Source organism: Streptomyces sp. NBC_01314, from assembly GCF_041435215.1.
Taxonomy (GTDB): domain Bacteria; phylum Actinomycetota; class Actinomycetes; order Streptomycetales; family Streptomycetaceae; genus Streptomyces.
Genome location: NZ_CP108394.1, coordinates 1,052,749 through 1,077,831 on the forward strand (window position 1 = coordinate 1,052,749; position 25,083 = coordinate 1,077,831).

Consider the following 25,083-nt stretch of genomic DNA (forward strand, 5'->3'; position numbering starts at 1 on the left):
GTGTAGCTGTTGTCCAATTTTGGAGGATGAGGGTTGTTCAAATTCGGATAACGGGCTAGCGTCGGTCATGCAAATTTGGACGACCGCAACCGCCTGGAGATGACCATGACCGTCGCCGTGGAAACCGGACTGTGGCAGCTCGACACCACTGCCTCGACCGTCGCCGTGCGACACAAGACCATGTGGGGCCTCGTCACCGTGAAGGGCACCTTCGGCACCGTGCGCGGTCAGGGCGAGGTCCGGCCCGACGGGTCCGCCATAGGTGTCGTGGCCTTCGACGCCGCCTCCCTGGACACCAAGAGCGCCAAGCGCGACGAGCACCTGCGGTCCGCCGACTTCTTCGACGTCGAGCACCACCCCGAGATCACCTTCGCGGTTCGCAGCGCCGAACTCCGCGACGGTGACACGGTGCAGATCGTCGGCCAGCTGACCGTACGCGGCATCAGCAGGTCACGGTCCCTTACCGCACGCCTGAAGGAGGCGAACGCCGGAGGGCTCACGCTGGAAACCGAATTCACCGTGGACCGCGAACAGTTCGGCATCGCCTGGAACCAACTGGGCATGATGCGCGGCCTGGCCACGATCACAGCGACACTGCGCTTCGCCCGAGCCGGCGCCTGACAGCGGGCCCGCCGGGCAGCCCCACCTCGGGCGGTGTCCAGCACCTGCCTCTCTTCATGGGTTCGGGCAGAGCTGCCTTCCGGTCCCGGGACGGCCACCCGGCACGATCCTGACGGGTGATGTTCGTGCGGGTCGGCGCCACCTGGGCCGCTGTCACGGCACTTGCGGCTGATACTCCGGCCATGAGATCAGCCCGTTCCACGCGGTCGCGGCTCATCGCTGTCACCGCGCTCGCCACACTCATCGCCCTTCAGACACCAGCCACGGCCAAGGCCACGGGCAGCTCGGCCGGTAACGGCGGGCATCGCCGATCCTGCGCCGGTTCCCGCGTGCCCGAAGGCGGATGGGTGCGCGACGTCCTGCGGATCGCCGAGCGGGCCCAGGCGGACATGGACCTCAGATCCGTGATCCCGCGCGTGACCGTCGGCGGCCGCGAAGTCATCACCACCGCGCTCGGCGAGTCGATGACGGGGGTCCCTGCCGAACCTGCCACGCACTTCCGGAACGGCAATGTGGCCATCAGCTACCTGGGCACGACCCTCCTGCGGCTGGTCGATCAGGGCAAGGGCCGCCTCGACGACCCTGTCGCGGTCCGGCTGCCCGACGTCAAGGACGGCGAGCGGATCACCCTGCGCATGCTGGCCGCCTCCATCACCGGACTCGTCGACTACGTCAAGGCCCCCGGATTCGCCCGGTCCGTCTCCGCGAACCTGTTCCCCCAGTGGGCGGCCAAGGAGCTGGTGGCGATCTCGACCAGCGAGCGGCGGTGAACGCTGCCTCCTCGTCGACGACGAGGACCTTGCGGTGACAGCGGTGGTTCTGTTTGAGCGGTGAGAGGTACAGCGACTTGCGGAACCAGGCCACCTGCACTCCGGCCTGCTCCATCGTCTCCAGTTGTTCCGCCTCGATCAGCCGGCTGCCGAACCCGTCCAGCGGCAACCACACCCGCACGTCGGCGCGGGCCCGCTCCGCCAGCGCCTGGGCGAAGATCGCATCTCCGTTACGCAACAGGTGAATGCGTTGCCTTCGGTCACCGCGACCCCTATCAGGTGCTCCAGGTGTCGACGTATCCGCGCGACCGGACGTGTACAGGTTCAGTCACGCGAGGCCCTCCCGCCCCGACCACTATTCACACCCCGTAGGGAACTCACACCCTCGTAGGGCCCGGCCGTCATGATGACGGCCGGGCCCTACGAGGGTGTGGTGCGGGTCAGGTCACCATCGATACCAGCGGCCGCGGCCACCTCCGGTAGGGGTGGATCGCATGACGAAGCCCAGCAGCCACAGCACCAGCACGGCGAGGGCCACCCACCACAGAATCTTGAGGGCGAAGCCCGCCCCGAAAAGGATCACTGCGAGAAGCAGAACAAGAAGCAGGGGAACCATAGCTATCAACCTCCTGCGGCTCCGTCTGCCCTGCCAATGCTCCTCCATTCCTGGGAAGTTCCTTGTTTATGAAGGCGCAGTCAGGGCACTGGCGGCATTACCGCGAAAGCGGCACCCAAGGTTACGAGGAGGCGAGTTCCATGACCGGCGGCGAAAAGGCCAAGGCGAAGGCGAAGACCGAGCAGGCCGAGGGCAAGACCAAGGAGGTCCTGGGGCGAGCCCTCGGCAACGACCGCATGGCCGCCGAGGGACAGGCGAAGAAGAGCAAGGGCGACGCCCGTGAGGGCAAGGAGAAGGCCAAGGACGCCTTCAGGCACTGAGTCGTCGCAGTACCAGCCGAGGGCCCTCCCCGGAACAGATCCGGGGAGGGCCCTCGGTCTGCCGCGCGAGCGCCCTACGTCCGTCGCACCGCACGTGCTTGCCGTCGGCGGTCACCATCCCAGCCGCACGGGAGGCCGACGAACTGCGATCACCGTCTCGGCGTCACGATGCCCTCGCTCCCCTGGCCCACCCCGCCCCGCCGGGGTTGACCGCGTCGGTGTGGAACGCCGCACCTTGGTAACGGTCGTCATCGATGTACCGCGGAGACGGAGCGACCAGCGCCGGTACCGTCAGCCGCCACATGTTCTGGTCGCAGCCGAACCTGTGACCACCACCGCCGTGCACCGCCGCGGGTTGCCGATGATGTCGACCTGCCTCCTGCGGCCGATATCCATCCGGCCAGTCTCCCGGGTCCTGCTCGCCGCCCTTCGGTCACAGCCGAGAACCCACCGCCGACCCGCACCGATCAGCCTCGACCGCCGGGTGCCCCATGAACAGGACGACAGCGGGTAAGCGAATGACGCGATACCGGCAACGCGTGATGAACGACAAGGAACGACCCACGGGAAGAGCTCTATGGTCACCCCGCTTGAACATCGGGTATCGGATGAACAGAAAGCCGCAGCGCGCCTGCGATACAGCGTCACCTGGGACACGGCAGACGTATCGATCGCCGATGCCCGTGCGGCTGTACGCACGCTGCTGGCCCAGGCCGGCCACGACCCCGGCCGGCGGCCCAGCCAGGACGCCCAACTCGTCGTCAGTGAGCTGGTCACCAATGCGCTGCGCCACGCACCCGGTCCGGGCAGCCTGGCGCTGGAAGTGGCACCCGACGCCGCCCTGCTACGCATCGCCGTGCGTGACACCTCCTCCCGCCCGCCCGAACTGCGAGCACACGACGCCCGCCGCGTCGGCGGACACGGTATGCACCTGGTCGCCCGGCTGTGCGACCAACTACAGACCGTCGCCCTGAAAACCGGCAAACAGGTCGTCGCTCACCTTCACCTGCGCAAGCCCTCCCACTGACAGGCGGGGCGGTGCGCCGACCGTCGCCGCTCCCCACCTCTGCGTCATCCCATCTGGGCACGACGCCGACCCAAGAGATAGAACGTTGCCATGCCGAGCTTCGAGGTCACACCAATAGGTACGGTCCGGAACGACCGGACGGATGTCCAGCACACGGACAACTGGGGTGCCGTCCGCAGCACGATCACCATCGAGGAGCGCTTCGGCGAGGCGTGCCTCCAGGGCCTGGAGGGCTTCTCCCACGTGGAGATCCTCTTTGTCTTCGACCAGTTCCCGGAACTCGACGACTACCGCGAACCCCGCCCCTACCGCGGCCGTTCCGACCTCCCGCCCATGGGTGTCTTCGCCGGCCGCGGCCCTCGCAGGCCGAACCGCATCGGGGTGACGTGCTGCGCCATCGAATCCGTCCTCGGCCGCGAACTGACGGTGGTGGGCCTCGACGCGGTCTCCGGCACCCCGGTCATTGACCTGAAGCCGACGATGGCGGAGTTCCGCGCGGTGAACATCAAGCAGCCGGAATGGGTCAGCGGCCTGATGTCGGAGTACTTCCAGCCGTGAACGGCCCCCGCCAACGCACCCGCGCGCACCGCCTGTCCCTCTGCCCTCTGCCCTCTGCCCTCTGCCGCAGGGCTGGGCGAGTTCCTCCCTGAACCGAACCGCACCCGGATGATCTGCCGGGCCTGATCGTCGAGTTCGACGATCACGACGGCCGAAGCGCGGGAGTCATCCACTCGCGTTGTCCTCGGTGGCCAAAGAGTCCCGTGCCGCCGGGCCGCTCATCGCTGCGGACCCGGTCTGTTCTCGGCTGAGCGGTCGCGGTTGCCGTGCCAGTCCAGTATCAGGACCGTGGCGTCGTCCTTGAGGTTGCCATGGCAGGCGTCAAGCACCGCGGCGGTCAGGCTGCGGACGGCTTCTCTTGGATGCAGCGCGCCGGTGTCATGCACGACTGAGGCCAGGTCGGCGGCCGCTGCCCCGCGGTCCTGCATGCCGTCAGTGACCAGAATCAGCCGGTCTCCGGGACGCAGTCGCAGTTCCTGGACGCGGTAGGGGGTGGGTGCTGCCACACCGAAGGGCAGGTTGACGGCGAGTTCGACCTCCTCGACGGTGCCGTCACGCAGCCGAAGCGGCCAGGGATGGCCGGCGTTGACCAGCTCGCACAGGCCTGTTTCGAGGTCGACGCACAGCAGTTGTCCGGTGGCCAGGCCACGGCTGTGGCGCAACAGGGCCTGGTGGGCGTGGTTCGCCTGCTTGAGGGCGTCGCAGCCGCTGCGGCGAGCCCGCCGCAGCGCGCCGACCAGCAGTGTGGCCAGCAGAGCGGAGTTCGTGTCGTGGCCCATGGCGTCGGTGATGGACAGGTGCAGAGTGTCACGGTCGAGGGTGTAGTCGTAGGTGTCGCCACCGATGTCGTCGGCCGGGACCAGCCCGGCGGCGAGGGTGAACTGGGCCGCCTCGCAACAGGAAGCCGAGGGAAGCAGTTGGTGCTGGATCTCCGCGGCCAGGCTGGTCTCGGTGGTGCGTCGGCCCAGGTGGTAGAGATCGGTGAAACGGCCGTCCGTGACGATGATGTAGGCCAGCGCGTGCGCCGCGTCGCGAACCTGCCGGAGCACGACGTCGTCGGCGGACTGCAGGGTCACCTCCAGGACCCCGATGCAGTCACCGCGGTTGGTGACCGGAGTGATGACTCGCCGTCCGCCCTGACCGTCCGGTTCCACATGCTGGCGCTGGCTCCGCAGAACGTTGTCGTAGACGCTGCCCCGCAGAGCGATCGGCTCGGCATGGTCCGGGACCTCGTCACCGGCCGCGGCGAGCCGTACCAGCCGCTCACCGATGAGGTCGACGAACAGGAATGACACGCGCTCCGCACCGAGCCGCTTCTGCAGATCGTGTGCCATCACATCGACAGACTCACCGGGCGGGGCCGCCTCCGCGGCGGCCAGCAACTCACCCAGTTCCAGATCTCCACCCTCCACGACAACCTCCCATCGGCTGCCGCAACTTCTTCCCCGAGTCTGCGCAACATCACCCAATGCGCCCACATTGCCTGGTCAGGGCAGTGAGCCAGGTCGAATGCGAGCAGGTGCCGCCGTCAGGGCCGGGGCGTCAGCCGTCAGCCGTCAGCCGTCAGCCGTCAGCCGTCAGCCGTCAGCCGTCAGCCGTCAGCCGTCAGCCGTCAGCCGTCAGCGAGGGTGTGGTCCAGGAGCGGGAGCAGGCGGTCCCAGTGGCGCTGGAGTGCGGAGGGGTCGAAGGCGTCGGTGTCGGACATGGTGAAGCCGTGGACGGTGCCGGTGTAGATCTCGGAGGTGTGGTCGACGCCTGCGGCATCCAGCGCCTGGTTGAGCTCGCCGAGGGCCTCCGGCGTCATGTCGGTTTCGGCGTGGCCGAGGTGGACCTGGGCGGTGAGCTCGGAGAGAAGGCTGCGCAGACTGTCGGGCCCGTCGGCGCCCACGGGGCCGTGGAATCCGGCGACGGCTGCCACCTGACCGGGGTGGGCCGCGGCGGTGCGCATCGCCAGGAGGACGCCTACGCAGTAGCCGGTCACCGCGACCGGTCCGGCGCCGACCTCGGGCTGGGTGGTGAGAAACCTGAGGTAGGCGTCGGCGTCGCTCAGGACACGTTCGGCGGTGTGCGCCTGAATCAAGGGCATCAGCTGGGCCATGACCGCGGGCCGCACCTCTTCTCCGATGTGCTCGGGAAGTTCGATCACCGGCGCCGGGCCGTTCCGGTAGAAGAGGTTGGGGACGAGCACGTAGTACCCGTGCCCGGCCAGTTCGCGGGCCAACTCCCGCAGCACAGGCCGGATGCCGAAGCCGTCCGCGTACATCAGCACCCCCGGGTGCCGCTCGCCGTGGTCGGGGAAGGCGGCGAATGCGTCGGCCTGTCCGTCCGTGGTGGGGATCCGCAGTGTCTTGATGGGCAAGAGCTTCCTTCCTCGGGGTTCACTCGAAAAACGTTCGTCGCACTAACGGTTTGGCGCGAGTGAACGTACATCGTTAGTCGCACTAACGCAATGGATAGGATGGGCCCCGTGATCAGCGACAAAGCGGCCGACGTGCCCGACCCCGACGCACTCGAAACGCCCGACAGGCTGCGCCGACGGGCGAGTCGTCTGTTGTCGCAGGTGTCCGTGCGGTCGGACCGGCTGATCAACGAAGGGCTGGCCCAGGTGGACGCCCGCAAGTGGCACTACGCCGTGCTCGCCTCGCTGCAGGACATCGGTCCGGGGAGCCAAGCGGCATTGAGCGAGCGCACGGGCATCTACCGCAGCGACATGGTCGGCGTACTCAACGAACTGGCCGAGCGTGACCTCGTCGAGCGGGCACCGGATCCCGACGACCGGCGCCGCAACATCATCACCATCGCACCTCAAGGCCGCCGTTACCTGTCCCGCCTCGACCAGGTCCTGGACGACCTCCACGACGAACTGCTCGCACCACTGAGTCCGGCCGAACGCGACCAACTCGTGCGGTTGCTGCTCCGCTTGCTGGACCACCACACCCGGACCTCCTGAGCCGCGCAGCAGCATCCGGCATCAACACCGCCCAGAGCACTGCTCCGTGCATGTTCGCCTGATCGCGGGTAGGAAGCGGAGATGAGTACTGGCGATCCTGACCCGATGAAGTGTCTCCTCGCTGAACGCGCCTGCGAGCGTTTGATCCTGGAGCTCGTCCATCGGCTCGACCTCGGCGAGCCGAGCACCGTCGCCGACCTCTTCACCCCCGACGGCGTCTGGGAATGGCCTTATGACCAGCGGCGGATCGAGGGCCGGGAGGCCCTGCGCGAGTACTTCGGCTCTCGGCCGGCGGATCGGCTGTCCCGGCGGATGTGCACGAACATCCTGGTCACCGTCGACTCGCCGGACACTGCCGCAGCGACTACCTATTTCGCGACATACCGAGTCGACGGCTATACCGAAGGCGCGCTGGTGGCGCCCCGGTTGCCTGCGAACATCGGCCATTACCAGGACACCTTCCGCAGGATCGACAGCACCTGGCTGTTGGCGACACGAACCCTCGTCCTGCCTTTCGGCGGGCCCACGGAACGCCTGGACAGTCCCCGCCAGTCCTGATCGAAGGCAGCGCTCAGTCTGTACCGGTCTCCCGCGCACCGGGCCGCCCTGGGGCGTCGACGCACGCGCCGGCGACAGTGACGCTTACCACTAAACCACTTAGCAGATCAGTAGAAAACGCCCGCACCTCCCGCGCGACCGACGCCCCTTGGGTACTGTCGGAGGAGCAGGTTCGAAGCAGTCAGCGAAGCGTCCGATGGGGCCCCTATGAAGGTGAGTTGGCGCGTACGCGCAGGAGACGCCCTGGGGCACCTCCTGCTCGTCCTCGTGCTCGCTCTGGGTGTCTTCGCGATGCACAGCATGGGACATCCCAGCGAGTCGACGCACTCCACCGTGAGCTCCGCGCCCCACTCGGCAGCGACGGATACGGCTGCTCCGGGCCATGACCCGACGGGTCCTCCCTCCGACAGAGTCGCCGGCGGCCATGACGGCACGGATACGTCGAGTTCGACGTCCTCGCACGGGCCCGCCATGCCAATGAACGTACTGTCGCTCTGCGTGGCGGTCCTGCTCGGCGCGTGGGTTCTCACCGCGCTCCTCAGGTCGGCGCTCGCCCGCCACCAGGAGTGGCCGGCGCGACTTCTCGCCCAGGTCGCCGTCGTTGCGCGTCCCGACCCCCCGCCACGCGGACCCGATCTCACCCGTCTGTCAGTTCTGCGGCTGTAGGCCGAACCCCTCTCGCGGGCGCGCATCACGCGCGGACCCGCGGCTTCGCCTGCTCTCGAACAGCCAGAGAACCGACACCACGAGGTGAATCGACATGACCGTCCTCACGCATGCCCAACGCCGCAGGCACCTCCGCCGTGCCACCGGCGCGGGCGTCGTCGCAGCCTGCGCCCTGTTCCTCTCCGCCTGCGGCGACGACATGACCGGCATGGATCACGGCAGCGGCAAGGCGACCGCGACCGCGACCGCGACCGACGAGGCTGGATCCGCCGGCTTCAACGACGCGGACGTCACGTTCGCGCAGATGATGATCCCGCACCACGAGCAGGCTCTGGAGATGGCCGAGCTTGCCGACGACCGGGCATCCGACGCGGAGATCAAGGATCTCGCCGGGAAGATCGAGGAGGCCCAGGACCCCGAGATCAGGACGATGAAGGGGTGGCTGAAGTCCTGGAACAAGCCGACCGCCGTCGAGTCCATGCCGGGTATGGACCACGGCAACGGCGACGGCGTGATGGCCGACTCGGACATGGAACACCTCAAGGGCATGAAGGGCGCCGAGTTCGACAAGATGTTCGCCGAGATGATGATCGAGCACCACAACGGTGCCATCAGCATGGCCCAGGACGAGCGGAAGAACGGCGAGCACGTGGACGCCGTGACCATGGCGGGTGACATCATGAAGGGCCAGTCCGGCGAGGTCAAGCAGCTGAAGAACATCCTCGACCGGCTCTGAGCACCCCGGCGCGAGCCGACCGGGCGGCTCGCGCCGGCACATCGCGCGTGCGGGTCCCGCGGCACTCACGCCGCGGGACCCGGGCAACGGCGCGTTCCCCTCCTCACGCCTGGTCCGCCCGTCGCACGACTCCATGGCTCCATGACTCCACGCGTAGGTGGGCCATGGGCCATCTACTATGCCCTTGCGTATTCACTTACGCGTCGGCGTCGAAAGGGAGTCAGGGCCATGCGACGGCTGGGGGACCTTGAGGCGGAGATCATGGACCGTCTCTGGACGTGGAACCGTCCGGCGACGGTGCGCGAGGTCGTGGACGATCTCAACATGACCCGTCCGGTCGCGTACACCACGGTGATGACCGTCACCAACATCCTTTACAACAAGGGCTGGTTGCTGCGGGGCAAGCAGGGTCGCGCCTGGCTGTACTCGCCGGTGCGCAGCCGTGAGGCGTATGCCGCCGCGCTGATGGAGGACGGCCTGGGAGCGAGCAAGGACCGCCCGGCCGCACTGGTCCACTTCGTCGAGAACATGACCGAGGAAGAACAGGCCGCGCTGCGCAAGGCCCTGCGCACCGTGGGACGACAGGCGAAACCGTGAACGCCGCGCTCGTGCTCGTCGCCTACACGGCACTCGTGGGCTTCGTCGCCCCGCACCTCCTCCTGCGGGCCGACTGGCCGCACCGGGCACCCGCCCTGGCCGTGGCGGTCTGGCACGCCCTCACACTCTCCTTCGCGCTCGGTGCCGCACTGACCGCGTACCACCTGTTCATGCCCATGGAGCACGCGCACGAGGGACTGCTGGGTCTGCTGCATTCCTGCGGGCTCGACCTCGGCGTCGGCGGCCCCGATCCCGGCACCGCGGGCCGCCTCGCCGTCTCCCTGCCCGCGGCGTTGGGCATCGCCCTCGCGGGGAGCTTCACCTTCCACGTCGTGCGAGCCCGTCGAGCGCGCTCCCGGCACCGGGAGGCGGTGGATCTGGTGGGCCGCCGCTCCGCCCGGCTGGGTGCCACCGTCCTGCCGTACGACGTACCCGCCGCCTACTGCCTGCCCGGCCGCCGACCCAGGATCGTGGTCAGTGACGCTGCCGTACGGGAGCTGACCGCCGAGCAGCTCGCTGCCGTTCTGGAGCACGAGCGGGCGCACATCGCCGGCCGCCACCATCTGGCGCTCGCCGCCGCGGCGGCGTTCCATGCGGTCTTTCCCCGTCTCCCCCTGGCCTGCCACGCCCGCGAACAGACGGCACTCCTGCTGGAGATGGTCGCCGACGACCGTGCGCTGCGCGCCCACTCCGACGGGGCCCTGGCGACCGCGATGTACGAGATGGCGGCGGCCCGGACCCCGAAGGGCGCGTTCGCCGCGGGTGGCCAGACGGTTCTGATCCGGATGCGGCGGGTGCTCGGACCGCGCAGGGCCGCGCACCCCGCCTTCTGGGGCTCCATGGCCGCTGCGGCCGCCGGCGTTCCACTGTTGCCGCTGCTGGTCGCCTGTCCCCTCGGCGTCGGCTGACGCATTCGTCCGGGTCGGTGTGGAGCGACCGCGACCGTGACGACGGAGGTGAATCGGGATTGATGCCAACAGCCGGTTCGTCGAGGGACGTTCACCGTCAGGCGGTCATCATCACCAGCATCGTCGCCATCGAGCCGCCCATGCCGATGTGGCCGGCCAGGCGCGCGTTCGGCGCGGAGAGCATCCCCGGGGTCCGGGTCGCTCGGCGGTGGCGGGCCTTCGGGGCGGCCGGAGCGGGTGATCCGCCCGAGTCCCGCATCCGCACACGTACGGCGAGAGCCACGAAGACCATGAAGTAGGCGGCCAGGGCCCAGAAGGCCGCGCGCCACAGGAGTGCCGAGCCCGAGGTGGCGGCGGCTTCGGTCACGCCGTGGGCGCTCACGCCCGCCGTCCCGGCCATGGCCCCGTGTCCGTGCCCGGCAGAGCCGGCCAAGGCGAGCGTCGGCCCGGATGTGGCGCCGGGCATGGCCAGTGTCATCAGCACCATGGCGGCGCTGCCGATCACCAGATGGGCGGAGTGCCGCAGATGCCGCGCGCCGCGCCGGGCGGCGTGCCGTACGGAGAGGGCCACGCCCCCGAGGCAGAGCGCCGCGAACACCGCCGCCCACCACATGCCGTACGTCCCGTAGAGAACCGCCGTCGGAGGCGCGGCCATCACGGCCATCCCTCCGCCCATCACGGCCTCGGCCCCGGCTTCGAACCGGGCCCAGCCGCTGACCAGTGCCATGCGCACGAGGTTGCCGATGGCCACCCCCGCACCCAGCACCACCAGCGTCCAGCCAAGAAGGTGTCCCGTCACGTCGCCACCCTTCGCGGGAACCCGGATCCGGCTCACCGCTCGTCGACTACTACGTACCTGCTTAGTACGTAGCAGTCGAGGATCCGACTCAGAGGGGCGCGCGTGACATCCGGAACGAATGGCCGGGCAACGCTCGCTATATACCCCCTAGGGGTATACTCTTCCGGTGAACCGAGAGCTAGGTCGTCACCGACGAGAATCGGGAGGAAGGGCATGGACCACAGCGCTCACCACGACGGCACCGCGCACGACCACGCCGCCGGCGAAGACCATCAGGGCCACTCCGGCCATCCCGGCCATCCCGGCCGTGGGACTCCCCACGGTGGGCACGGCGGCGCGTCCTGGCCCATGGCCGCGAAGGCGACGCTGCACTGCCTGACCGGGTGTGCCATCGGCGAGATCCTCGGCATGGTCATCGGCACCGCCCTGCGGTGGAGCAACGTACCGACCATGGTTCTGGCCATCACGCTCGCGTTCCTCTTCGGCTACTCGTTCACCCTGTACGCGGTGCGTCGGGCCGGTCTGGACTGGAAGAGCGCGATCAAGGTGGCTCTGGCCGCCGACACCGTCTCGATCGCCGTGATGGAACTGGTCGACAACGTGATCATCGCCCTCACGCCGGGCGCGATGGACGCCCATCTCGACGACGCACTGTTCTGGTCGGCCCTCCTGGGCGGGTTCGCGGTCGCCTTCCTGATCACCACACCGGTGAACAAGTGGATGATCGGTCGCGGCAGGGGCCACGCCGTCGTCCACGCCTACCACTGACGTCACATCCGACCCCCGCGACCATCTCAGTGCCCTCCGTGGTGGTGCGCTCCATCGCTGTGAGGATGTGGAGCGCCGCCGGTCCCGACAGCCGCGGTCACCGTGCGCTGAGAGCCCTCGCGTGCGAACGGGGGCGCCGGCTGTGGGGGCATGCGAACGGACGCCTGGTTGTCGGGTTCGCGCGAATGGGGCACCTGGTGTCGCGTCGGTCGGGCGCCACCGTTCACCTCGTCTTCCGTTCCGTACAACCCTTTGTGCACCGAGGGGGTCCGTACGAGCGTCTATTTCTCTGACGGGAGCATTACGTTGCGCAGACGCACCCTGACCGTGGCCACGACCGCCGCAGCACTCGCCCTTGCCGTCACCGGGCTCGGTACGCCCGCCGCCGTCGCGGCACCCTCCGGTCTGGCGGACGACTTCAACGGCGACGGCTACCGCGACCTCGCCATCGGCACGCCCAAGGCGAGCGGTGGCACGGTCACCATCGTCTTCGGCTCCGCCTCCGGCGTCAGCCGGACCCGGTTCGTGAACGTCACCCAGAACACCCCCGGCGTGCCCGGCACCTCGGAGAGCGTGGACAAGTTCGGCGAGAACGTCACCAGCGGTGACGTGAACCACGACGGCTACGCCGACCTGATCGTCGGCGCGCCCGGCGAGGAGGTCACCGGCAAGCCGCGCGGCTCGGTGACGATCGTCTGGGGCGGCGCGAAGCCGTTCACCTCCGGCGGCCTCTCGCTCACGGCCCCGAACGCCGAGGCGGCAGGCTTCGGCGAGGGCGCGGCCTTCGCCGACCTCGACGGGGACGGCAGCCCCCAGCTCGCCGTCGTCGGCAACGACACGTTCTGGTGGTACGGCGACGGCGGGCCCACACAGGACGGCGCGCTCGCCCCCGAGGTGGACTTCCTGCCGGACGGCGTCCGGCTGGACGGCATGGTCGCCGGCCACTTCTCCTCCAAGGACGGCGGAGACGGCTTCGAGTACATCCTGCACGGCACCCGGTCCGACCCGGACGGCTCCCCGGCCCCCAGCTACGTGGGCGTGCTCCACGGCGGCCACGGCGACATCGGCTCCCTCCACACGGACCTCAGCGACGACGGGACGACCGGCTCCGCCGCGTGGTGGTCGGCGGCCGTCGCGACGGGCGACATCAACGGCGACGGGTACGAAGACCTGGTCACCGCCGACGAGACGGGCGGCGAGGGCGGTTCGTTCGTGGTGCGGTACGGCTCGGCGGCCGGTCTGCCGCTCAAGGGCCGCACATACCACCAGGACAGCCCCGGTGTCCCGGGCACCGACGAGGCCGACGACTCGTTCGGCTCGGCGCTCGCCCTGGGTGACGTGACCGGCGACGGCCGCGCGGACCTGGCGGTCGGCGCTCGGTACGAGGACGTGAACGGCAAGCGCAACGTCGGCGACGTCGTGCTCCTCAAGGGCGGTCCGAACGGCCTGACCACGGTCGGCGCCCAGTCCTTCCACCAGGCCACGACGGGCGTGCCGGGCGCGGCGGAGGCCGGGGACCACTTCGGCTCCTCGCTCCGCCTGCGCGACATCAACGGCAATGGCAAGGCCGATCTGGCGATCGGCGCGTACGGCGAGGATGTGCTGCCGAACGGCTACGACGACGGGGCGGCGTGGGTACTGCGCGGCGCGGCCTCCGGCCTCACCACGACCTCGGCGACCTCCTTCAACGCGACGGACTTCGGCTACCCGGTGGTGGCGGGCCGGAAGTTCGCGGACGTGTTCGCCCGCTGACCGGACGACGAGCCCGGCAGGGGTGGCCGGCGGGCCCGGTGGCATCGGCAGCCGCCGTCTCGACGGCGCCGGTAACCGCCGGGCTCGCCGGCCTCGGTCTGCGTCGTGTGCGCACCCCGCGGGCGGGCGTTCGACCGTGCAGGTGTGTCCGGCTCTGGCCTGCCCGGTGCGAGCAGGGCACCGGGCGTACGGCCTTCCTCACCTGTGGTGCGGAACGCGTCAGTCGACGATCACCTCGGCGCGCGCCGCCGGGGCCTGCCCGACGAGTACGCCGCCGAAGTTCCCCTCGACCTCCGTCTTCTCCGCCGCGTTCGGATACGGGTTCGTGCACGCGGTGCCCGCGCTGGAACCCGACATCAGGCTCGAACACGGTCCGGGCTTGCGATCGGGCAGTCCCAGGATGTGCCCGAGTTCGTGGGCGGAGATACGGATCGTGTTGTAACCCTGGTCTACGGCCTGGCGCCCGATGTAGACGGTCCCGTTGCCCAGGGTGGTGGGCAGGGCACGCGGCCAGCCGTTGTCCGCGAGGACCCGTATGTTCGCGCGTTGCCCGGCGGCGGCCGGCCGCAGTTCGACGGCGTCGACACTCTCGTTCCAGATCGCCGCGCCCCGGTCGACCGCGCTCCTGAACTCCGCCGAGCCGCTGGCGTCGTAGGTGAAGACTCGGGCGGCCAGGGAAACATCAGTCGCGTCGGAGGGAGCGGCCACGGCCTGGCCACCCGTCAGGGACAGGGACACCACCAGAGCAGCGGCCAGGCCACCGGTCAGCGTACGAACGTGCATGATCGACCTCCTTGTGGGGGAAAGGGGCAGTCGTGCTCATGACATTATCGGCCCATTGCCCCGTGGGGATGGAGGTGAATCCGCCAATCCGACGTCAGATCGCCCGGCCGGCAGACGCCGATCTCGCGACCACCGCCACTGCCACCCCGCGCATCTTTGCCGCTCGCCTCTTGAGCATCGTGCTGAACCTGATCGCCGCCGTCCGCCGCGAGCCGGGTATGACGCACCAGGCGTTCCCGCACTATCTGATGGCCTGGACCTCGACCGCTTCACCGAGTGCCGGCAGGCCGCACACGAGAAGGTACCGGGACAGGAAAGTCATTGCGTGGCCCCCTCGTCGGTGTTCCAGCGCTGGGACCTGCGGAGCCGGTCCTGCGGGACCGGTTCCAGGAGGATGATCGCGCCCTCGGCCCGGTGAATGGGTGTCACGGCCACCCCGGGCTGGGCCACGAGGGTGAGAAGGCCGTCGGCCGCCATGTCGTACCGCGCGTCGCCGGACTCCTCCCCGTCCGAGCTCTCCGGATCGGTGCACGGCCGCAGGGCGACGGTGCCCTGCGGCTCGGCGGTCAGACACAGTTCGGGGGCCGCCTGGTTCCGCAGCCGTCCCCCTTCCTCCAACAGCCACATCTGGGTTGCCGATTCCCCGCACCGCGCCGTCACCGCGGGGGTGCCCACCATCTCCGCCGACGGGCGCAGGTCGAGGCACAGCCCCGTCCTCACATTGCGCAGGCTCGTGAACGCGGCCTCGCTCGCGCCGGGGGCCGAAGAGACGCCGGGCGAGCGGGGGACGGCCGACGTGGCGGAGGCGGAGGCGGACGGGCTTTGGGCCGGCCCGGGCACCGAACCACCCACCGCCTCGTGGTCGTTCTCGGTTCCGCTGAGAGCCATGGGGGACGCCGCGACCACCCCGCACAGCACCACCCCCAAGGCGACCAGCAACGGCCACCGGTGCCGCCGCAGCTCGGGACGGACGCGGTCACCCACGGCCGTCGGCCGGACCTCCGTGTCCACGGGCCGTGGGGCGGGCTCCCCGCGCACGCGAGCCGACGCGATCGCCCGGCGGGCGGGCCGGGTCGCGAGGTAGTCCGCCGCGCGGAAACCCAGTACGGCCTCCGCGAGCAGCGCGGGAAGCCGGTCCGGGGACTGGTCGAGCTGATCCACCGCCGCCCCGCAGTAGGCACAGCCGTCGAGGTGTTCCCGCACCTCCGCCATCATCTCGATGGATCCTCGGCGGGCGTGCACGTCGATGAGCCGGTTGAGGCGACGGCAGCGCTCGTCGGGCGCGAGGTCGAGGTGGACCCGCACGCACTCGTCGCGCAGCAGCGTGCGGGCGCGCTCGGGGTTGAGGAGCGAGGGCTCGGCGCCGAGCAGGGGCGCCACCGCCTCGATGTCCTCGGCCTCGACCACGGTGTGCCACAGCAGTACCTGAGCACGGTCCGGCAGGTTTCGTAAGGCGCGCAGGAGCAGGCTTCTGGCACCGCTCGCGCGGTCCGTGCCGGACACCGCCCGGCGCGCGTCACTGGTCGCGCCGACCCGCAGGTCCGGATGGAGGGACGAGCGCCTGTCGTCCGCGTTCCACTCCCGTGTGGCCTCGAGGACCGCCGCCAGCAGCCGCGGCCGCCACGGGAAGTCGGCGCCGGCATGCGACGCCGCGTCGCCGTGGATGCTCCGGAACGCCTGCCCGGCCAGCCGCTCCGCGGCACCCCGGCTCGGCTCCGTGCAGAGCGCCGCGTAGTCCAGGACGGATCTGCCGTGCAGCGTCAGCAGCTCATCGGCCGAAGGCACCGCGTCTTCGCGTTCCGAGCCCGTGGGCTCCGCAAGTTCGAATTCCATGAACTCGGAACGCTCGAAGACGAAGTCCTCTTCGGGCGTCACGCGCTCTTCTCCGCGAAACGGAGCTTCCACCACGGGAGCACCATCCATGAATCCGGTCCCCTCCCTTTCCGTCCGTCGATACGGCCGACCGCGGCTCCGCGCTCAACGCCCGAACCGGATGATCGCGGTCACCCGCATCGATCAGAAGTACGTGCCGAACGGTTACACGGTTCACCTCGGATGCGTCCGTCACCCGTCGGGCGGCTCGGGCTTCTCTGCCCGACACCCGCTTCCCCGGGCAGACACGAGGACGCCCCCACGCGAAGCCGTGCATGAAGCGGGGGCATCCTCCGGTCAATGGGCATCGAGTTCCCGCTCCGCCGTCCCCGTCCCAAGCTCGTCCCAGCAGTGGTCCGTCGCCGCAGGTCACAGGCGCGCCACTGTCCCCGCGTCCCAGCCCGGAGCCAGAGGATCCCGCCTCGGGAGAACCGCTGCCAGCATGACCAGCGGCCGGGAACGTCCGGCCCTCACAAGAGGGGGAACACCAGATGGGAAAGAGGACGCTTCTGCGGGGCCTGACCCTCGCCGTGGCAGCGGTCCTGCCCCTGTACGGGCCCACGGCGGTGCAGGCGGCACAGTCCGCAGTCACCGCGGCGGTCGCGGTCTGCGGGCACACGAGCGCACAGCCCACGCTGCAGCGTGGATCGACAGGAGCCTCGGCGTTCGAGGCGCAGTGCGAGCTCAACCTGGCGACGAAGCCCAGCCGGTACACACCGATCGCGGCGGACGGCACGTACGGGGCGGCGACGGAGGCGCGGGTCAAGGAGTTCCAGCGGTGTGCCGGACTGGGCGTGGACGGTGTGCTCGGCCCGAACACCTGGGCCGCGCTGAACACCTGGGCCGCGCAACCGCGCGCCTGCGCCGACCAGGGCACGTCGAGTACGGCGCAGGCGGCCCTGTGCGGTCACACCGACACGCGGCCGTCACTGCCACGGGGTGCGAAGGGCATCGAGGTCAAGGAGGTTCAGTGCCGTCTGAACCTGGCCATGGAGCCGTTCCACTATCCGCAGCTGACGATCGACGGCGACTTCGGGGGTGGGACGGAGTCCCGGGTCATCGAGTTCCAGCACTGCGCCAACCTCAGCGCCGACGGCGTCGTGGGCCCCAACACCTGGGCGAAACTGGTGGACTGGTCCGGCCGTAACACGTACTGCACGCCACCGCGCCCCGCCGGCTACCCGATCGACGGTCTGGACACGGCCAAGTACCAGCACCCCGGTGGTGCGTCGATCGACTGGAAGGCCGTACGGGCCTCGGGCGTGGAGTTCGCGACGGTCAAGGCCACCCGGGGCCTGAACGTCACCGACGAATACCTCACCGCCGACCTCCAGGGGGCCAGGGCGGCGGGACTGGCCGTCGCGCCCTACCACTTCTACACGGGCACGTCGGCCGACACGGGCGGGGCGCAGGCCGACCGGTTCATCGCCGCCGTGCGAGCGACCGGCTACACCGGGCAGCGTGCGGGCGACCTGCCGCCGATATTCGACCTGGAACGCATGGACGACGGCAGCGGACGCTGTCCCACCTACGGCACGGTGGACGACGCCAGGACCTGGCTCGACCGGGTGGAGGCGGCCTTCGGCCGCACTCCGATGATCTACACCCAGAAGTCCTTCCTGGACGACTGCCTGGGCTCGACCACCGCCTTCGCCCGGTATCCGCTGCAACTCGCGGACTACCGCCAGTCGATCACCCAGCCGCCACTGCCGAACGGCTCGACGACCTGGGCGATGTGGCAGTACACCGACGCCGCGATCTTCCCCGGCATCCAGGCGCCGGCGACCGCGGACGTGTTCAACGGCACCCAGGCCGATCTGGACCGTCTGGCCAACCGTTGATCCCGACCGGACCAAGGAGTACCCCCATGACCACCCGGTTCGCACGCGCGTCCCTCGTCGCACTCCTCGCCACCCTGGGCTTCACCGCTCCGGGGACCGTCTCCGCCTCGGCCGCCACGGCCGCGACAACCTGTTACGGCGGGGCGGTCACGGTGCGCTACGGGGACGCGGTCGAGTTCGGCCCCTACTCGACCACGAGCCGCTGCCAGGACATCAACATGCGTGTCACAGGAGGAACCGCGGACTACGTGAACGCCTGCGTGAAGTTCGCGAAGTCCGGAACCTGCAACCGCTGGACCAAGGTCGGCCGGAGCTGGACGACCATCGCCACCGACGTCCTGAACGGCAGCAAGTTCACGGTCCCCGCCGGCGTGCCCCTGGAGGGCGACGACGCCGTCATGCAGATCGCCTTCTGACGCCCTCACCCGACACCTCACCGACCCCTCAGCGACCCCTTACCGAACGGACACCACCATGAGACGCAGCAAGGCGTACGCCTCGGCGCTGTTCACCGCCGCCGCGTTGTTGGGAGCGGGCGTCGCGCCCGCCTCCGCGCAGTCCTCGGCCGCCGCCGTCAGCTGCTACGGCGGCGCGAAGACCCTGACGTACAAGTACTCCGCGGCTGTCAGGGAGTACGGCACCTACACCACGTCCTCGCGGTGCGGCGACATCAACATGCGGCTCATCACGGACGAGCCGGGGGTGTTCCTGGACGCCTGTGTGGTGTTCGTCGACCACACCACCACGTGCAACCACGACAACACGTACTCCCGTCACGGCACAAGCTGGGCCACCGTCGCCACCGACGTCAAGGACGGCACCCACTTCGTCCTGCGCGTGCACGCCTACGACACCGACGCGCAGAACGTCACGTTCCAGATCGCCTACTGACCTCCTCCGCACCACCGTTCCCACGTTTGCGAAAGGTACAACCCGATGACTTCCTCCTTCCGTCCCGTCAACCGCCGCACCATGTTGCGGGGCACGCTGGCCGTCGGTACCGGCGTCGCGTTCGGTCAGCTGCTGTTCACGGGCACCGCACAGGCCTATGCGTGGTCGCGCACCCTGAACCAGGGCGACAACGGCTCCGATGTGACCGAACTGCAGATCAGAGTCGCCGGCTGGGCAGCGGACAGCGCCAGCCACAGCCGGGTCGGCATCGACGGGGACTTCGGTTCCGGCACGGCCGCGGCCGTACGCCGGTTCCAGGCGGCGTACGGCCTCACCGCCGACGGCATCGCCGGACCCAACACCCAGGCGAAGCTCAACGCTCTGGAGCAGTCGGACGGCTCCACGGCACACTTCAACTGGACGGAGTTCGTGGACCAGTCGAGCGGCAACTTCAACGGCGGCAAGCTGAGCGCGGCGCAGGTGAAGGAGAACGCCCGCCGTTGTATGTACAAGCTGGAGGCGCTGCGCAAGAAGCTGGGCGACAAGCCGATCACGGTCAACTCCGGCTTCCGCAGCATCGCGCACAACGCCGAGATCGGCGGGGCCAGCGACAGCATGCACCTGTACGGCACCGCGGCCGACCTCGACGTGCCCGGCGTGGCCACCAAGACCGTCTACCAGAAGGCGGAGACCTGCGGGTTCTCCGGGCTGGAGAGGTACACCGTCGACCACCAGCACGTCGACAGCAGGGCTGACCTCGGGCGCGACTGGTGGTGGGAGAGCGGCACGATCTGACGCCGGCCCCCGAACGATCCGGAGCCGGGAGCCTCGGGGACCGTCGCGGCGGTCCCCGAGGCTCCCGGGCCTCAGCTCTTCGGGGTGTCCTTCAGCGCCGCCTCGCAGGAGGGCCAGTCGTGGAAGTCACGTCGGACGCTCCACAGACGGTGGGCCGCCTTGATGTTCCACTCCGGGTCGAACGCCCGCAGCGCCGTGCCGTCGAGCTCCCGCAGGCGGCGGTCGGAGATCTGGAACACGCCCCAGTTGCGACTGCCGTTGGTGTTGGGCAGGACCCACAGCGGGTCGAGGAACGACGAGCAGCGGGCGATGCCCACGGCGGTGTCGGGATCCTCGACGAACACCTCACGGATCCGCTTCGTCACCTTCGCCGACGACCAGGTCGCCATACTCGCCTTCTGTGCGTACAGCGCCTTCTTGGTGGCCTCGTCGACGACGCTTCTGGCCGGCACACCCGCCAGCACCTGGAACGCGGTCAGTCTGCGCAGGGTCTCCGGCCCGAAGTCCCCGTCGACGGCGAGCTTGCCCTTCGCCCTGGTCAACAGGGTCTGGACCTCGCGCACGCACTCGTCGTGCTGCCCCATGCTCACCGATTCGCACGCCGGTGAGTACAGCAACCTGCCGTCTGCCGCCGGTGAGGCACCGGCGGGAGCCCCTGCGGGCAACCACACCAATCCGGCCACCAGGACCACAGCCACCACGGCGGCCAGTATCGAGAAGCGGGAGGTCAGCTTCTCGGGCACCCGCAGCCGTCGCGGCTTCTCGGCCTCGTCGGAAACGATCTCCGGCGGGGTGACGTCGTCCGGTCCGGGGCTCGTCGGCGCGGGCATGGCAGGCTCCGCAGGCCCAGGAGTCACCCGCACGGCCACGGCAGGTTCATCCGAAGGCGGTGTCGGTATCGGTGTTGATATCGGCGTCGGTATCGGTATCGGTTCCGGGTTCTCCTTGACGGTCACGGCCGGTACGTCCCGGTCGGTGTCCGCCAGCGCCCACAGCCGGTGGAGTTCGCGGAGTTCCTCCGCACTGGCACCGCACACCTTGGCGAAGGCGTGCACCACCCGGTAGTCCGTCGGAACGCTGAGGCCGGAGCAGTACCGATGCAGGCTGGAACCGCTGACGCCGGCCTCCTTGCCGAGGCGGTCGTAACCCCGGCCACTGCGGTCCTTCAACATCCGAAGGCAGGCGGCAAACTTTTCCGTATGCGGTGAGGCAACCACACATCCACCCTTGCTCAAACCCCTACTGACGGGTAGAAGCTACACCGCGAAAAGCGGCGCGTACGCCCATTCGCAGCGTTGGTGCGATCGTCAACGACCTTTTGAATGACGGTACTTGAGAAAGTGTCAACCAGCAGCACCCGCCGTGGCGATGGCACCCGGACCGAAAGGCCCGTCCGCGTCAGGCGCCCAGAGCCGCGAGCACCACGGACTTGGCCTCCTCCTGGATCAGGCTCAGGTGGTCCGGGCCGAGGAAGGACTCCGCGTAGATCTTGTAGACGTCCTCGGTGCCCGAAGGGCGGGCCGCGAACCAGGCGTTGGCGGTGGCGACCTTGATGCCGCCGAGGGCGGCGCCGTTGCCGGGGGCCTCGGTGAGGACCTTGGTGACCGGCTCGCCGGCGAGGGTGTCGGCGGTGACCTGGCGCGGGGAGAGCTTGGCGAGCAGAGCCTTCTCCTCGCGGGAGGCGGGGGCGTCGACGCGCGCGTAGGCGGGGGCGCCGAAGCGGTCGGTGAGCTGCGCGTAGTGCTGCGACGGCGTCTTGCCCGTGACCGCCGTGATCTCGGAGGCGAGCAGGGCCAGGATGATGCCGTCCTTGTCGGTGGTCCACACCGAGCCGTCGCGGCGCAGGAAGGACGCGCCGGCCGACTCCTCGCCGCCGAAGCCGAGCGTTCCGTCGGACAGGCCGTCCACGAACCACTTGAATCCGACCGGGACTTCGACCAGCTCCCGGCCGACGTCCGCCGCGACCCGGTCGATCATGCCGGACGACACGAGGGTCTTGCCGATGCCGGCGCCCGCGGGCCACTGCTCCCGGTGTGAGAACAGGTACGAGATCGCGACGGCCAGATAGTGGTTGGGGTTCATCAGGCCCCCGTCCGGTGTGACGATGCCGTGCCGGTCGGCGTCGGCATCGTTGCCGGTGGCGATGTCGAACCGGTCGCGCTGCTCGATGAGCGAGGCCATGGCGTACGGCGAGGAGCAGTCCATACGGATCTTGCCGTCCCAGTCCAGCGTCATGAAACGCCAGGTGGGGTCGGTGAGCGGGTTCACCACCGTCAGGTCGAGCCGGTGCTGTTCGGCGATCCGGCCCCAGTAGGCGACCGAGGCGCCGCCCAGCGGATCGGCGCCGATGCGCACGCCGGCGGACCGGATCGCCTCCAGGTCCAGCACGTTCGGCAGGTCGGCCACATAGGCGCCGAGGAAGTCGTGGCGGCCGGTGCCGGGTGCTGTCAGGGCGCGGCTGTAGGGGATGCGCCGTACGTCCTTCAGGCCGCCGGTGATGATCTCGTTGGCGCGGTCCTGGATCCAGGAGGTCGCCTCGGAACCGGCGGGGCCGCCGCTCGGCGGGTTGTACTTGAAGCCGCCGTCGGCGGGCGGGTTGTGCGAGGGGGTGACCACGACGCCGTCGGCGAGGCCGGACGTGCGGCCGCGGTTGTGGGCGAGGATGGCGTGCGAGACCGCCGGGGTGGGCGTGTATCCGTCGGCCTGGTCGATGAGGACGCTCACGTCGTTGGCGGCGAACACCTCCAGCGCCGTGATCCGCGCGGGCTCCGACAGGGCGTGGGTGTCGGCCCCGAGGAAGAGGGGGCCGTCGGTGCCCTGGGCGGCGCGGTACTCGCAGATGGCCTGGCTGGTGGCCGCGATGTGATCCTCGTTGAACGCCGCCGCGAGGGACGAGCCGCGGTGCCCCGAGGTGCCGAACGCCACCCGTTGCCCCGGCTCGGCCGGGTCGGGGTGCAGCGCGTAGTACGCCGTGACCAGGCGGGCCACATCGATGAGGTCCTCGGGCCGGGCGACCTGCCCCGAACGCGCATCCTGCATGTCCCCGCTCCTCCGGTCGACCGCTGAGTACGGTCCTCATTCTCCCCTGCCCGGCGCACCGCGACGCACGCGCATCGGGCAGCTGTTGCGACGGGTGTGCGACGGGTGCCGGTCGGGGGCGTCGGGAGTGCCCGATCCTGCCCGGGAGGTTCACGCCGCCGAGGCCGCCGTGGCCGCCGTCATGGTTCCCTTCGGCCAGGGCGCTGGCGACGACTCTGCGCGAGGTGCCCTCGGCCGGTGTCAACTGCTGGACCTCGGCCGCCTGGCCACCCTGGACCGGCCTGGTCACCGGACCTCGGATGCCCGGCCTGCACGTCCTGGACAGCCTCGGCTCCGGCGAGGCTTCGCCGCCGGTCTCGTTTACAGTCACCTGGCTGCGGACAGCGACCGGCCGGGCCAGTTGACGACCGCTTGTCCGAGACGGGCCGTCGCCTACGGCACCGTGCACGGCGCGCTCACCATGACCACCCCCGGGGACGTCTCCATGGCCTCGCCGGCCGCGGTCGAGGCGCTCATCGCCGACGGCTCGGCCTCCGTCAGACGCTGACCTACCACCGGGTGACCACACCAGCCGCCTTCGGAGCACAGGTGAGGCATCGCACCATCGGGCGCCGGAAGATCACGAAGACCTCCGCCCCGACCTGTCGGCCCACTGAGCCAGTACGCCGGGTCACGAGCGCCTGCTCGCCCTCACCAGGAGGAGTAGGGCGGGGAAGAGTGCTGCGCGGGGTTGTTGTTTCCGGAGTCGTGCGGTGCGCGTGCGGGTACGGCCCGCCTCCAGTCGTCGTCGTCGCCGAGCACCATGTCGGGGTCGAACATGACGATGACGGCAGCGACCAGGAGGACGACGAGCGGGCCCGCGACCATCGCCAGGAGGAACGACAGCAGGTCGGCGGAGGACTGCGAGACGGCGGACCGGCCCGTGAGGTGCACGGAGACGGCCGCCATGCCGGTGTAGTGCATGCCGGTCACGGCCACGCCCATGACCAGGCTCGCTCCCAGACTGGCCCAAAGGGTGTGGATGGAGACCGCCGCCCACAGGGCCGCCGTGGCGGCCGCGATGGCGATGACGACGGACAGGACCACTGTCCACTCTTCGTAGTGGACCGTGCCGTTGGTGTGGATGGCGGCCATGCCCAGGTAGTGCATGGCCGCGACACCGAGGCCGGTGACCGCGCCCGCCGTCACCAGCGTCATCGGGGAACCGCCTCGGTAGCCCACGAGGAACACGCCGAGGGCGACGACACCGATCGCGACAGCGAGGCTGAGGACCGTCTTTGTCAGGTCGTAGCCGACCAGCGCGCCCTGGACGCTGAAGCCGATCATCGCGATGAAGTGCATGGTCCAGATGCCGCAGCCGATCGAGATCGCGCCCAGGCTCAGCCACCCCGCCCTGCGGTGTGGTCGCCGCAGCGACCTTGTCGTGCACCGCAGCCCGAGCGCCGCCCCGAGGCACGCCATCAGATAGGCGGCGACCGGGGTCGCGGCGCCGTAATAGAAATTGGAGACGGTGGCGTTCAACTCAGCTTCCCTTCACATGCATGACGGCAGGCAGCGGCAGCACCGAGACACGGTGTGCCGGCCCAATGGTGTGGCGCACACACCCGCCACGCTGCGGGCCGGACCGTCCCGGACCGGTACCCGGACTTCCCACTCCTCGGCAGCCGCCAAGGGAATGCTGGAGATCTGGCCACAAGGCCGACTGAAAGACTGAACGGAGCCCCTTCTCCCCCTCCCCCGGCGCACGTCGCGGTGCGCTTCGGCCTGGCGGCGATCACCGGACCACACGGCAGTCCTGCCAAGAGGCAGGGCGCGCGGACCGGGCGATCAGATCAAGCCACCCGACCAAGTTGTACATGATTCAACCATACGCAGCGCACGATGCCCCCACACCGAAGGGCGGCGATCTCCGGATCGCCCCGGGAATCGGTTCCTGAGCGCCGCCGAAGGCCGCTGAACGCCGCTGAACGCCGAGGAAGCGTGGGCCGGCTCGGCCTTCGACCTGTGTCGAAGTTCACGGTGGAGCCGCGAGCACGACTCGGATCTCCCGGCTCGCCGACCACTCGGCGTTCGGCGAGCGGCGGAGTGCGTGGCATGGCTGCTGGGGCCGTGTCCCGCACCGGTCGGCGACGGCCCGGTCGGATCAGTCGCGTCAGAACGAAGCGGATCGCCTGGGCGACCAGGCGGGGGATCGGCTCGGCACGGGTGACGCGGCG

General features: G+C 69.7%; 27 protein-coding genes and 1 pseudogene. 18 read left to right on the forward strand and 10 right to left on the reverse strand.

Features of this window, described 5'->3' with window-relative positions; all coding sequences use genetic code 11:
• The first annotated feature begins 105 nt into the window (after positions 1–105).
• Together OG622_RS04770 and OG622_RS04775 are read left to right on the forward strand one after the other, a co-directional pair.
• A complete protein-coding gene (locus OG622_RS04770; protein WP_371584004.1) occupies positions 106–621 on the forward strand; it encodes a YceI family protein in 516 nt (171 codons plus the stop codon).
• A 389-nt stretch (positions 622–1,010) separates the two neighbouring features.
• Positions 1,011–1,391 carry a serine hydrolase domain-containing protein gene (locus tag OG622_RS04775; protein WP_371584005.1) on the forward strand — a complete coding sequence of 127 codons (381 nt, stop codon included), beginning with the start codon at positions 1,011–1,013 and terminating at the stop codon, positions 1,389–1,391.
• On the opposite strand, the pseudogene OG622_RS04780 reads toward OG622_RS04775, so the two are convergent.
• Positions 1,387–1,691: pseudogene (locus OG622_RS04780) on the reverse strand (cardiolipin synthase B); the annotation flags it as partial. The gene OG622_RS04775 and the pseudogene OG622_RS04780 overlap by 5 nt on opposite strands.
• Before the next feature lie 145 nt (positions 1,692–1,836).
• Positions 1,837–2,007 (reverse strand): hydrophobic protein, encoded by a 171-nt coding sequence (locus OG622_RS04785; protein WP_371573577.1) that lies wholly within the window; start codon positions 2,005–2,007, stop codon positions 1,837–1,839.
• Positions 2,008–2,147: 140 nt separating this feature from the next.
• Here OG622_RS04785 and OG622_RS04790 point away from each other — a divergent pair, with 140 nt between their 5' ends.
• From OG622_RS04790 to OG622_RS04800, 3 genes are all read left to right on the forward strand, one after another.
• On the forward strand, positions 2,148–2,327 hold the full coding sequence (locus OG622_RS04790; RefSeq protein WP_371573579.1) for a CsbD family protein: 180 nt from the start codon (positions 2,148–2,150) through the stop codon (positions 2,325–2,327).
• 577 nt (positions 2,328–2,904) lie between these two features.
• Positions 2,905–3,354, forward strand: coding sequence for an ATP-binding protein (locus OG622_RS04795; RefSeq protein ID WP_371573581.1), 450 nt, complete (start codon positions 2,905–2,907; stop codon positions 3,352–3,354).
• Between the two features lie 90 nt (positions 3,355–3,444).
• Positions 3,445–3,912 carry an SAM-dependent methyltransferase gene (locus OG622_RS04800; protein ID WP_371573582.1) on the forward strand — a complete coding sequence of 156 codons (468 nt, stop codon included), beginning with the start codon at positions 3,445–3,447 and terminating at the stop codon, positions 3,910–3,912.
• A gap of 218 nt (positions 3,913–4,130) precedes the next feature.
• Here OG622_RS04800 and OG622_RS04805 read toward each other — a convergent pair whose 3' ends face one another.
• Both OG622_RS04805 and OG622_RS04810 read right to left on the reverse strand, forming a co-directional pair.
• On the reverse strand, positions 4,131–5,324 hold the full coding sequence (locus tag OG622_RS04805) for a PP2C family protein-serine/threonine phosphatase (RefSeq protein ID WP_371573583.1): 1,194 nt from the start codon (positions 5,322–5,324) through the stop codon (positions 4,131–4,133).
• 200 nt (positions 5,325–5,524) lie between these two features.
• A complete protein-coding gene (locus OG622_RS04810) occupies positions 5,525–6,271 on the reverse strand; it encodes a dienelactone hydrolase family protein (RefSeq protein WP_371573585.1) in 747 nt (248 codons plus the stop codon).
• A gap of 99 nt (positions 6,272–6,370) precedes the next feature.
• Here OG622_RS04810 and OG622_RS04815 point away from each other — a divergent pair, with 99 nt between their 5' ends.
• From OG622_RS04815 to OG622_RS04840, 6 genes are all read left to right on the forward strand, one after another.
• Positions 6,371–6,862 (forward strand): MarR family winged helix-turn-helix transcriptional regulator, encoded by a 492-nt coding sequence (locus tag OG622_RS04815; RefSeq protein WP_371573587.1) that lies wholly within the window; start codon positions 6,371–6,373, stop codon positions 6,860–6,862.
• 81 nt (positions 6,863–6,943) lie between these two features.
• Positions 6,944–7,420 carry a nuclear transport factor 2 family protein gene (locus OG622_RS04820; RefSeq protein WP_371573589.1) on the forward strand — a complete coding sequence of 159 codons (477 nt, stop codon included), beginning with the start codon at positions 6,944–6,946 and terminating at the stop codon, positions 7,418–7,420.
• A gap of 300 nt (positions 7,421–7,720) precedes the next feature.
• The gene (locus OG622_RS04825; RefSeq protein ID WP_371584006.1) at positions 7,721–8,086 is read left to right on the forward strand and encodes a hypothetical protein; all 366 of its coding nucleotides are present in this window, start codon (positions 7,721–7,723) and stop codon (positions 8,084–8,086) included.
• Positions 8,087–8,180: 94 nt separating this feature from the next.
• Complete coding sequence (locus tag OG622_RS04830) at positions 8,181–8,822, forward strand: DUF305 domain-containing protein (RefSeq protein WP_371573591.1); 642 nt, start codon at positions 8,181–8,183, stop codon at positions 8,820–8,822.
• Between the two features lie 228 nt (positions 8,823–9,050).
• On the forward strand, positions 9,051–9,419 hold the full coding sequence (locus tag OG622_RS04835; protein ID WP_371573593.1) for a BlaI/MecI/CopY family transcriptional regulator: 369 nt from the start codon (positions 9,051–9,053) through the stop codon (positions 9,417–9,419).
• Entirely contained in the window at positions 9,416–10,327 is a 912-nt protein-coding gene (locus OG622_RS04840; RefSeq protein ID WP_371573594.1) for a M56 family metallopeptidase, read from the forward strand. Before OG622_RS04835 ends, OG622_RS04840 begins: the two co-directional genes overlap by 4 nt.
• A 97-nt stretch (positions 10,328–10,424) precedes the next feature.
• On the opposite strand, the gene OG622_RS04845 is transcribed toward OG622_RS04840, so the two are convergent.
• Positions 10,425–11,126, reverse strand: a complete 702-nt coding sequence (locus tag OG622_RS04845) for a DUF5134 domain-containing protein (protein ID WP_371573596.1) — start codon at positions 11,124–11,126, stop codon at positions 10,425–10,427.
• A 213-nt stretch (positions 11,127–11,339) separates the two neighbouring features.
• On the opposite strand from OG622_RS04845, the gene OG622_RS04850 reads away from it, so the two are divergent.
• Entirely contained in the window at positions 11,340–11,894 is a 555-nt protein-coding gene (locus OG622_RS04850) for a DUF4396 domain-containing protein (protein ID WP_371573597.1), read from the forward strand.
• Between the two features lie 306 nt (positions 11,895–12,200).
• Positions 12,201–13,646: an FG-GAP repeat protein gene (locus OG622_RS04855; RefSeq protein ID WP_371573599.1), complete on the forward strand. Its 1,446-nt coding sequence runs from the start codon at positions 12,201–12,203 to the stop codon at positions 13,644–13,646.
• Between the two features lie 219 nt (positions 13,647–13,865).
• Here OG622_RS04855 and OG622_RS04860 read toward each other — a convergent pair whose 3' ends face one another.
• Both OG622_RS04860 and OG622_RS04865 read right to left on the reverse strand, forming a co-directional pair.
• Positions 13,866–14,429 carry a snapalysin family zinc-dependent metalloprotease gene (locus tag OG622_RS04860; RefSeq protein ID WP_371573601.1) on the reverse strand — a complete coding sequence of 188 codons (564 nt, stop codon included), beginning with the start codon at positions 14,427–14,429 and terminating at the stop codon, positions 13,866–13,868.
• Between the two features lie 318 nt (positions 14,430–14,747).
• On the reverse strand, positions 14,748–16,304 hold the full coding sequence (locus OG622_RS04865; protein WP_371573604.1) for a ricin-type beta-trefoil lectin domain protein: 1,557 nt from the start codon (positions 16,302–16,304) through the stop codon (positions 14,748–14,750).
• A 488-nt stretch (positions 16,305–16,792) separates the two neighbouring features.
• On the opposite strand from OG622_RS04865, the gene OG622_RS04870 reads away from it, so the two are divergent.
• Genes OG622_RS04870 through OG622_RS04885 form a run of 4 tightly spaced genes read left to right on the forward strand, consistent with a single transcriptional unit; the run spans position 16,793 to position 19,828 of the window.
• Positions 16,793–18,142 carry a GH25 family lysozyme gene (locus OG622_RS04870; protein WP_371573606.1) on the forward strand — a complete coding sequence of 450 codons (1,350 nt, stop codon included), beginning with the start codon at positions 16,793–16,795 and terminating at the stop codon, positions 18,140–18,142.
• A 26-nt stretch (positions 18,143–18,168) separates the two neighbouring features.
• Complete coding sequence (locus OG622_RS04875; protein WP_371573608.1) at positions 18,169–18,558, forward strand: hypothetical protein; 390 nt, start codon at positions 18,169–18,171, stop codon at positions 18,556–18,558.
• Positions 18,559–18,616: 58 nt separating this feature from the next.
• Positions 18,617–19,033: a hypothetical protein gene (locus OG622_RS04880; RefSeq protein WP_371573609.1), complete on the forward strand. Its 417-nt coding sequence runs from the start codon at positions 18,617–18,619 to the stop codon at positions 19,031–19,033.
• 45 nt (positions 19,034–19,078) lie between these two features.
• Positions 19,079–19,828: a D-Ala-D-Ala carboxypeptidase family metallohydrolase gene (locus tag OG622_RS04885; RefSeq protein WP_371573611.1), complete on the forward strand. Its 750-nt coding sequence runs from the start codon at positions 19,079–19,081 to the stop codon at positions 19,826–19,828.
• Positions 19,829–19,899: 71 nt separating this feature from the next.
• On the opposite strand, the gene OG622_RS04890 is transcribed toward OG622_RS04885, so the two are convergent.
• Together OG622_RS04890 and pgm are read right to left on the reverse strand one after the other, a co-directional pair.
• Positions 19,900–21,000: a helix-turn-helix domain-containing protein gene (locus OG622_RS04890; RefSeq protein ID WP_371573613.1), complete on the reverse strand. Its 1,101-nt coding sequence runs from the start codon at positions 20,998–21,000 to the stop codon at positions 19,900–19,902.
• Between the two features lie 226 nt (positions 21,001–21,226).
• The gene (pgm, locus tag OG622_RS04895) at positions 21,227–22,867 is read right to left on the reverse strand and encodes a phosphoglucomutase (alpha-D-glucose-1,6-bisphosphate-dependent) (protein ID WP_371573616.1); all 1,641 of its coding nucleotides are present in this window, start codon (positions 22,865–22,867) and stop codon (positions 21,227–21,229) included.
• Positions 22,868–23,267: 400 nt separating this feature from the next.
• Here pgm and OG622_RS04900 point away from each other — a divergent pair, with 400 nt between their 5' ends.
• The gene (locus tag OG622_RS04900; protein ID WP_371573618.1) at positions 23,268–23,414 is read left to right on the forward strand and encodes a hypothetical protein; all 147 of its coding nucleotides are present in this window, start codon (positions 23,268–23,270) and stop codon (positions 23,412–23,414) included.
• A 143-nt stretch (positions 23,415–23,557) separates the two neighbouring features.
• Here the strand turns inward: OG622_RS04900 and OG622_RS04905 are convergent, their stop codons facing one another.
• The gene (locus tag OG622_RS04905) at positions 23,558–24,388 is read right to left on the reverse strand and encodes an MHYT domain-containing protein (RefSeq protein WP_371573620.1); all 831 of its coding nucleotides are present in this window, start codon (positions 24,386–24,388) and stop codon (positions 23,558–23,560) included.
• Between the last annotated feature and the right edge of the window lie 695 nt (positions 24,389–25,083).

Coding starts and splice junctions, on each gene's coding strand:
- OG622_RS04770 (WP_371584004.1), top strand. CDS start 106: ATGACCGTCGCCGTGGAAACCGGACTGTGGCAGCTCGACACCACTGCC.
- OG622_RS04880 (WP_371573609.1), top strand. CDS start 18,617: ATGAGACGCAGCAAGGCGTACGCCTCGGCGCTGTTCACCGCCGCCGCG.
- OG622_RS04835 (WP_371573593.1), top strand. CDS start 9,051: ATGCGACGGCTGGGGGACCTTGAGGCGGAGATCATGGACCGTCTCTGG.
- pgm (WP_371573616.1), bottom strand. CDS start 22,867: ATGCAGGATGCGCGTTCGGGGCAGGTCGCCCGGCCCGAGGACCTCATC.
- OG622_RS04875 (WP_371573608.1), top strand. CDS start 18,169: ATGACCACCCGGTTCGCACGCGCGTCCCTCGTCGCACTCCTCGCCACC.
- OG622_RS04795 (WP_371573581.1), top strand. CDS start 2,905: ATGGTCACCCCGCTTGAACATCGGGTATCGGATGAACAGAAAGCCGCA.
- OG622_RS04825 (WP_371584006.1), top strand. CDS start 7,721: ATGGGACATCCCAGCGAGTCGACGCACTCCACCGTGAGCTCCGCGCCC.
- OG622_RS04785 (WP_371573577.1), bottom strand. CDS start 2,007: ATGGTTCCCCTGCTTCTTGTTCTGCTTCTCGCAGTGATCCTTTTCGGG.
- OG622_RS04830 (WP_371573591.1), top strand. CDS start 8,181: ATGACCGTCCTCACGCATGCCCAACGCCGCAGGCACCTCCGCCGTGCC.
- OG622_RS04775 (WP_371584005.1), top strand. CDS start 1,011: ATGGACCTCAGATCCGTGATCCCGCGCGTGACCGTCGGCGGCCGCGAA.
- OG622_RS04870 (WP_371573606.1), top strand. CDS start 16,793: ATGGGAAAGAGGACGCTTCTGCGGGGCCTGACCCTCGCCGTGGCAGCG.
- OG622_RS04860 (WP_371573601.1), bottom strand. CDS start 14,429: ATGCACGTTCGTACGCTGACCGGTGGCCTGGCCGCTGCTCTGGTGGTG.
- OG622_RS04800 (WP_371573582.1), top strand. CDS start 3,445: ATGCCGAGCTTCGAGGTCACACCAATAGGTACGGTCCGGAACGACCGG.
- OG622_RS04850 (WP_371573597.1), top strand. CDS start 11,340: ATGGACCACAGCGCTCACCACGACGGCACCGCGCACGACCACGCCGCC.
- OG622_RS04815 (WP_371573587.1), top strand. CDS start 6,371: ATGGGCCCCGTGATCAGCGACAAAGCGGCCGACGTGCCCGACCCCGAC.
- OG622_RS04790 (WP_371573579.1), top strand. CDS start 2,148: ATGACCGGCGGCGAAAAGGCCAAGGCGAAGGCGAAGACCGAGCAGGCC.
- OG622_RS04890 (WP_371573613.1), bottom strand. CDS start 21,000: ATGTTGAAGGACCGCAGTGGCCGGGGTTACGACCGCCTCGGCAAGGAG.
- OG622_RS04820 (WP_371573589.1), top strand. CDS start 6,944: ATGAGTACTGGCGATCCTGACCCGATGAAGTGTCTCCTCGCTGAACGC.
- OG622_RS04885 (WP_371573611.1), top strand. CDS start 19,079: ATGACTTCCTCCTTCCGTCCCGTCAACCGCCGCACCATGTTGCGGGGC.